This window comes from Bradyrhizobium sp. UFLA05-112, from assembly GCF_053572325.1.
In genome coordinates, this window is record NZ_JBANBK010000168.1 from 1 (window position 1) to 6,534 (window position 6,534).

Consider the following 6,534-nt stretch of genomic DNA (forward strand, 5'->3'; position numbering starts at 1 on the left):
AGAAGTGGAGGCGTCAAGCACCCCCACGATATGCCGCCTTCCCGATTCCCGCCGTCACCAACTTTCGGCGATAGCTCCTCCGACAAGATACTCACCCATCTCGGTCGGCATTGCCTTTGCTCTCCCATTTCGTGTCAGGTTTGACTGTTGTGTTCGGGGCCGCCATTAAATTCGACGAACTGGCCTGTTCGCTCATCGTGTCGCCAACAGGCTCGGGTGACGTGCCCCCCAGAGAATGTGCCGCGATATCGGATGATCACCCAGAAAAATAGCTCTTTGCCGCCCAGGTCCGCGGTGTCCCCTTGATAGGGATCAATTATCACGCGATCCCAGGAAAGCCCCTCATGCAAGTCATTTCGTGGTTCGCCCGGCACAAGGACAGCGGATACCGCAAGGGGATGGTTGTAGTCGTAGTTCGCGGGCGGCAGCGGCTCATCGTGCACGCTCAGGCTGACTTGCATGTGCTCGATGACGGCAGGAAGCTTTCCATAGTTTGCGACCGAGTATTTGACGCTCAATGTCGCTCCAGTTTCCCCTTCATACTCCCATTCGTCGATCTTGAGAGAACTGACATTGTAGACGAAGACATATGGACGCTCGATTTTAGTGAGCGTGTCTTCAGCAACGCGAGCTTGTCGCGTGGCCGCGGCCGACACGACCTTAGCGTCCTCCAAGCTACCGCGGATTAAGTGAAGCTGATAGATGAAAAGGGCGGCTTGGGCTGTCGCCACAACGAATTGCAGCCCAGTGAAAAGGCCACTGGCATCCTTAGAAAGCCAACCCCATGCCTCGCCCGCTCTCGGGGCCGACACAAGCACCATTCCCACCGTGAGAGCGGCAACGGAGAGCAAGCAACCTATAACGACCTCGGGCATCCGTCGCTGCCCCTTCACTGTTGTGTCATCCATGCTTGCAGCTCGTCTCTCTAACTTTCATCGTCATCGATCGACCGCATATCTGCGCCAACACGGTTCATTTAGTTGCGTATGCACGTCGATCGCCCGTGGAAGCACGATAGATCCTGCCGCAGGAGTTGCCGGCGCCACTCACCGCTCTGGCGAGCAGATCGAGATGGGTGTTCGCGGTGCCAGAGTAACGCAACTGCCAACCTAGCCCAATGCAAGCGTCTTTTTCTGGCGCGTATACTTTGGCCCTACCGTGAGACCACTTTTTTCAAGCGTGGGGTCCATCATCGACGTTGTAAAGATAATCTGGTGCGGGAATTTCGCCTTCCGCGATTCCTGAACAATGAGCCGTTGATAATTATGGCTACGCTCTTGTTCCATCCCCTTATCTTCAATGTTATCCATCAGCAAAAATTTTGGATGCCAGAATTCGGCATCATAACAGGCAGCAAGAAGCAACGATAGGATCGCGGTGTTCTTCAGCACCACGTTGCTGCTTTCGGCAAAATTCATCTTGCCATTGACGAGCATCGCATCGTCGCCGAAATTGACAGAGAAAGAGTCCGGGTTTTCAAAACTATCTTCTCGCGGCAAGTCTTCAGTCAAGAGACGCCGACCGATGGCGCTAACGGCGCTCATCGCCTTTCGGGTCCGCGCCATCGATGAAGCCTCTAGCGTCTTCAATCTCGCCTTCAGGCGATCGATTTCGTCATTCAAATTGGCCCGCTCTTTAGAGAGATCATCGATATTTTGTATCGTCGCACGCAGCTCTTCAAGGTATGAAATTTCATGCTCTAGCCGGCCCAGGCGCTTGTTTCGCTCGGCTAGAAAACTTTCTCGGGGCGAGTTACTGACGTCATACCGTCCAGCAAACTCAGCGACCGCGACCGCATAGTCGCGCCGCCTGGCGCGCAATTCACCTTGTAGATCATCCAACTCCGCAGCTTTCGACTTCAGAAGCTGCTGCGATTCACGCACCTGAAGCTCATTGTCTATCTTGAGTTCGAAATACCTCGACTTAGCCTTATCCTCATCAATCTCCTGGTGGCACACGATGCAATGCTTACTGTCAGCACCGTTCAAGGGCTTTAGACATGCCGGGCAGTACTGAAATTCGATCGTGCCAAGCTTCTCTGACAACTCTTCTGATGAACTTAGTGAAGCCAGTTGGTTTGTGAGATGCTCTACGAACAATCGTATTTCGGAAATCTCATCTACGAGGTCACCCGAACGCTGTTCTTGTTCCTGAAGGTCAGAAGCTTGCTTTCGCAGCTTGGTTTGCATTGCACGTCGATCCGCGACGAATTTATCGGATTGTTCGCCGGCAACATGCGAATCGACGTTGGCGATCTCATCTAGAAGCACGGCCCTTTGAGATACAATCTCATTAATCCGCACCTTCAAAGCGGCCATCGATGCTAAACCTTCCGCCCTTGGCAAGGTGAGCAAGGCGGCTTTGTATAGTCGATCCTTCTCAGCATAATCGGCATTTAGTTGACGCAGCTTGATCTGAGTCTCGTAAAGTTCATAGCCGTTCACGCCAATCACTAGCTGCCCAACAGCTTCACGAATATCGCGAGTGTCGAAGCTCTCAAACCGGAAGAGTTTTCCCGCCGGGGTTTGCTGATCAGAATAGAGGAGCCGCATGATCTGATGCATCGTGACATTCGAATTGTCGACGTTTGGCGCCTCCGGAATCCCCACCGCCCTGAAGAGAATTTGTGTGAAGGATAGCTCTTTGCCTCCGGGCGGACGCCGGATGGGCACTCTTTGCCACTCGTCGATTCCCCGCGATAGCGAGTCTTCTAGTCCTCCGTAGAATACGAGGACGGGCTCTTGCCTGCTTCCAACGTTTCTGTGAACGGTCAGCAGAGAGCTTTCCGTCTCAATCTCCAGACGGACAGCGCTGCATTGCGCAGCCGCATCTTTCCAGCGATCAAACTCGCCACCGAGGCCATAGAAAAGGAAATCCGATATCGTCGATTTCCCCGAGCTGTTTTCGCCGCGGATGATGTTGACGCCACGATGAAACGCCTCATCGTATGCGGCCTCCGCAGATTAGCGGATGGAAGATCAAGTTCTGAAAACGCTGCTCAATGTCGGCGAGCAGATTGTTATACAGCGTGGCGGACGCGGTCTTTAGTCCATGCTTTGCGAACGAGCGCGCAAACTTGTTCTGTGCATCATTGGCGTAGCTGTACTCGTGCTCGCGCCCTGCCGCAGTCATCTTCTCAAATAAGTCTCGCCGATCGCGAGAGCTTTCGTCGCCTAGATTGTCGTCGTCAAACGGTGCAGCCTCGCCCAGTTCAGCGACGGCGACCACCGGGACCAGCTTCTTCAGCTTTCGCAGAACACTCGTATAGACCAAGCTGCTGCGGCTGCCCGGCTTACAGATATTCAAATGATCAGCATCGATCGGAATAGGGACGCTTGCGTTGACACCGGGGTCGGCACCCTTTGCGTCCACGATCACTGCCAGCTTATGAGTTTTGTGCATCTCATGGTAAGCGGTGACATGGATTTTGCGAGCCTGACAAAACGTCCGAAAGCTGGCGTTGAGTTCATCAAGCTGCGAGCTGTCTTCCAGAAGCTTGTCAACATGCGGAGAACTGAAGCACCCGGAAAAGGCTTTTAGAACGTCGGCCAGACTGGAGCCGCTATGAGGAGTGGCAAGGAACAGCACACCCCAACAGTTGTCTGCGACCTTGTGCCAGTCTTCGTCAGGCGACTCCTTTGCCGTGCGGAGGATTTGCTTGACGAGAAGGCCTCCCAAGCTGTGACAAACGAAAACGAGTGGGCGATTCCCGAACTCGTATCCCGCCAAAGTTTCGAGGACATTCTTCGCGCGTTGGTAAAGGTCCATTTCCTTCTTTGCCCATTGAGCAAAGAGGCTTGCCGGATAACCCAACGTGTAAAAATTGAGATGCGGAAGATCGGTTACTAGCCATTTTGGCCAATAAGGTCCCTCCGCTTCATGGGTTCCTTTGGACGACCACGTTTCGACAGGGTCACCGGTTAGACCATGTACGAAGATGACGTCCGCGGAACCGCCATTTGCTGAAATTGTTGCGAAGAAGGTCGAGCTAGTGGACAAGCGTAACTCATTGAATCGGGAATTTGCAACCTAAAAGATATCGCAGTTTGCGCAAGTTACGTAAGATGTTTTGTCCTAGACTAAGGTTGAGTCGGTCAATGACCGGCTCCGACGCGACGGTGCGCGACCGAAGGCAACAGCGCACTACCGGCATAGGGGTTCCTGCAAATTGTGAGCAGCGGCAAGAAAGAAGCTGCAAGCTCAAGGCAGCAAAGGTAATCTGCATCCAATGCGCCACCCAAGAGTGCCACACAAAAACAGATCGCCGGACCGAAACGTACAATAAAATCAATATCAAGCAGGGTTGCCGCCTTAGTAGTTCAATCCTGTCTGGCAGCACCGTCTATTACGGTGCTTACTGTTACCTCTGCGAGTATTGCATCGTTCATTTGGGAGAGAGGACGCCTAGCAGCATTGGGCCAATTAACACGGCTCAGCTCGCATCAAGTCTGACCACGGGCAGTAGGGGTATGCCAAGCTCCTTCAAAAACTCATTGTGCTTGGCGGTTGCCTTGGCGATCTCGCCCTCAATCCTAACCAGCTCCGCGCGCGCGGCCGCCAAGTCAACCTCCGCTTCTTCGAGCGCTGTGCTGACGTAGCGCGAGATGTTCAGGTTGTAGTCATTTTCTGCAATCTCATTCATCGAGACACGCCGGGCGTAGCGGGCATCCTCTTTCCGGTGCTGGTAAGTTGCAACGATCTTTTCGATGTGCTGATCCGTCAGTTGGTTCTGCCGCTTCCCCTTTAAAAAGTGCTCTGCCGCGTTGATGAAGAGCACGTCGTCCGGCCTCTTGCACTTTTTCAGCACCAGGATGCAGACCGGAATGCCGGTCGAATAGAACAAGTTAGCCGGCAGCCCGATAACGGTGTCGATATGCCCGTCGTCCAGCAGCTTGCGCCGAATACGCTCTTCCACGCCGCCGCGGAACAGGACGCCGTGCGGCAGGATGATGGCCATCACGCCGTCATCCTTGAGGTAGTGCAGACCGTGCAGCAAGAAGGCTAAGTCCGCCGCGCTCTTGGGCGCCAAGCCGTGGCTCTTGAAGCGCATGTCCTCGCTGATCGCGTCCGTCGGCTCCCAGCGATAGCTGAACGGCGGGTTAGCGACCACGGCGTCGAACCGCGGCTTCTTTGCCGGGTTGGTCTCGCGCAAAAAGTCCCAGGCGTTTGTGAGCGTGTCGCCATGGTAAATTTCGAACTCGGTGTCCTTCATCCCGTGCAGCAGCATGTTCATGCGCGCCAGGTTGTAGGTGGTGACGTTGTACTCCTGCCCGTAGATTTTGCCGATCGTGCCACCCGCATCCTTCATGCGATGCCGCACGTTCAGCAGCAGCGACCCCGAGCCGCAGGCGAAATCGAATACGCCCTCCAGCTTCTTGCGCGGGCCGGTGGCTGGTTCTTGCCCATCGAGCGTGACGACAGCCGAGAGGATGCTGGAAATCTGTTGCGGCGTGTAAAACTCGCCCGCTTTCTTGCCCGAGCCCGCCGCAAATTGTCCGATTAAGTATTCGTAGGCATCACCCAGCGTGTCGGTACTGGTGGAAAACTGCGACATGCCGCGCGCCAGTTCCGAGATGATGGAGCACAGCTTGGCATTGCGCTCTTCGTACTTGCGGCCCAGCTTGTCGGACGCGAGGTTTATCTCGGAGAACAGGCCCTGAAAATTGCTCTGGAAGGACTCTTCTTCGATATGCTTGAAGCCCTTTTGCAGCGTATCAAGCAGTTCGCCACTCTGCGTCTTGGCCAGGTGGACGATACTACCCCACAGATATTCCGGCTGGATGACGTAGTGCACCTTGCGGCGCATCTGCTTCTCGAATTCAGCCACGTCGGCGGCGTTCTGCTCATACCAGCGCACCAGCAGCGGCTTGGCGTCACCATTGGTCGCACCGGCGTCGTTCTTCGGATAGTCCGTTCCCAACTCCTTCCTAGCTGCGTGCTCGTAATTGTCTGACAGGTAGCGCAGGAACAGAAACGACAGCATGTAGTCGCGGAAGTCATCCGCGTTCATCGCCCCGCGCAGCTGGTCGGCGATGCTCCAGAGGGTCTTGCCAAGTTCTTTCTGGTCTTGTTCGGTCATGCTGGCGGCGCCTCGTTCTCCGGGTCTTCGAAGAGAGTGGAGTTGAACGGAAAGTGCTTGCGAAAGTCGCTCAGAAGCTTTCTGAAGATGGCCTTGTTCTCGTCCATCATAGGCACCGGCTCGTAGAGCGAATAGTTGCCGTGGCTCATGATGTTCACCAGGCGGGCATACATCGTCTTGTCCGGGTCGTCGTCCTTGTCGGGGCGAATACAGTCGGCGAAGTTTCCATAACCGTGGAAGCTGGCCGTCTTTTCCATGATCGCCCGCATCACGTTGAAGTGGTATGTGCGCAGCTCGCCCGAGTTAGCCACCTCGCATAGCTCTCGCAGTGAGGCCACGTGGTGAAAGAAAGGCGTGTTACTGGTGTCGCGCAGAAGATAGGTATCTCCAGCGCCTTTGCTCAAGAAGTGACGATGCGCCTTCTTGCCGAGTTCATTGCCCAGCACGTTGAAGAA

The 6,534-nt window shown here is 54.8% G+C and carries 4 protein-coding genes and 1 pseudogene; all 5 read right to left on the reverse strand.

Features of this window, described 5'->3' with window-relative positions:
* Positions 1-134: 134 nt before the first annotated feature.
* Positions 135-908 (reverse strand): hypothetical protein, encoded by a 774-nt coding sequence (locus tag SO180_RS41730; protein WP_449384591.1) that lies wholly within the window; start codon positions 906-908, stop codon positions 135-137.
* A gap of 201 nt (positions 909-1,109) precedes the next feature.
* Complete coding sequence (locus tag SO180_RS41735; RefSeq protein ID WP_449384592.1) at positions 1,110-2,564, reverse strand: AAA family ATPase; 1,455 nt, start codon at positions 2,562-2,564, stop codon at positions 1,110-1,112.
* A gap of 376 nt (positions 2,565-2,940) precedes the next feature.
* Positions 2,941-3,999, reverse strand: a complete 1,059-nt coding sequence (locus SO180_RS41740; protein ID WP_449384593.1) for an ABC-three component system protein — start codon at positions 3,997-3,999, stop codon at positions 2,941-2,943.
* A 433-nt stretch (positions 4,000-4,432) separates the two neighbouring features.
* Positions 4,433-6,079 (reverse strand): type I restriction-modification system subunit M, encoded by a 1,647-nt coding sequence (locus SO180_RS41745; RefSeq protein ID WP_449384594.1) that lies wholly within the window; start codon positions 6,077-6,079, stop codon positions 4,433-4,435.
* Positions 6,076-6,534: pseudogene (locus tag SO180_RS41750) on the reverse strand (hypothetical protein); the annotation flags it as partial. The pseudogene SO180_RS41750 and the gene SO180_RS41745, both read right to left, overlap by 4 nt.

Excerpts from the sequence above, each read along its gene's own strand:
- SO180_RS41745 (WP_449384594.1), bottom strand. The coding sequence starts at position 6,079 with ATGACCGAACAAGACCAGAAAGAACTTGGCAAGACCCTCTGGAGCATC.
- SO180_RS41730 (WP_449384591.1), bottom strand. The coding sequence starts at position 908 with ATGGATGACACAACAGTGAAGGGGCAGCGACGGATGCCCGAGGTCGTT.
- SO180_RS41735 (WP_449384592.1), bottom strand. The coding sequence starts at position 2,564 with ATGCATCAGATCATGCGGCTCCTCTATTCTGATCAGCAAACCCCGGCG.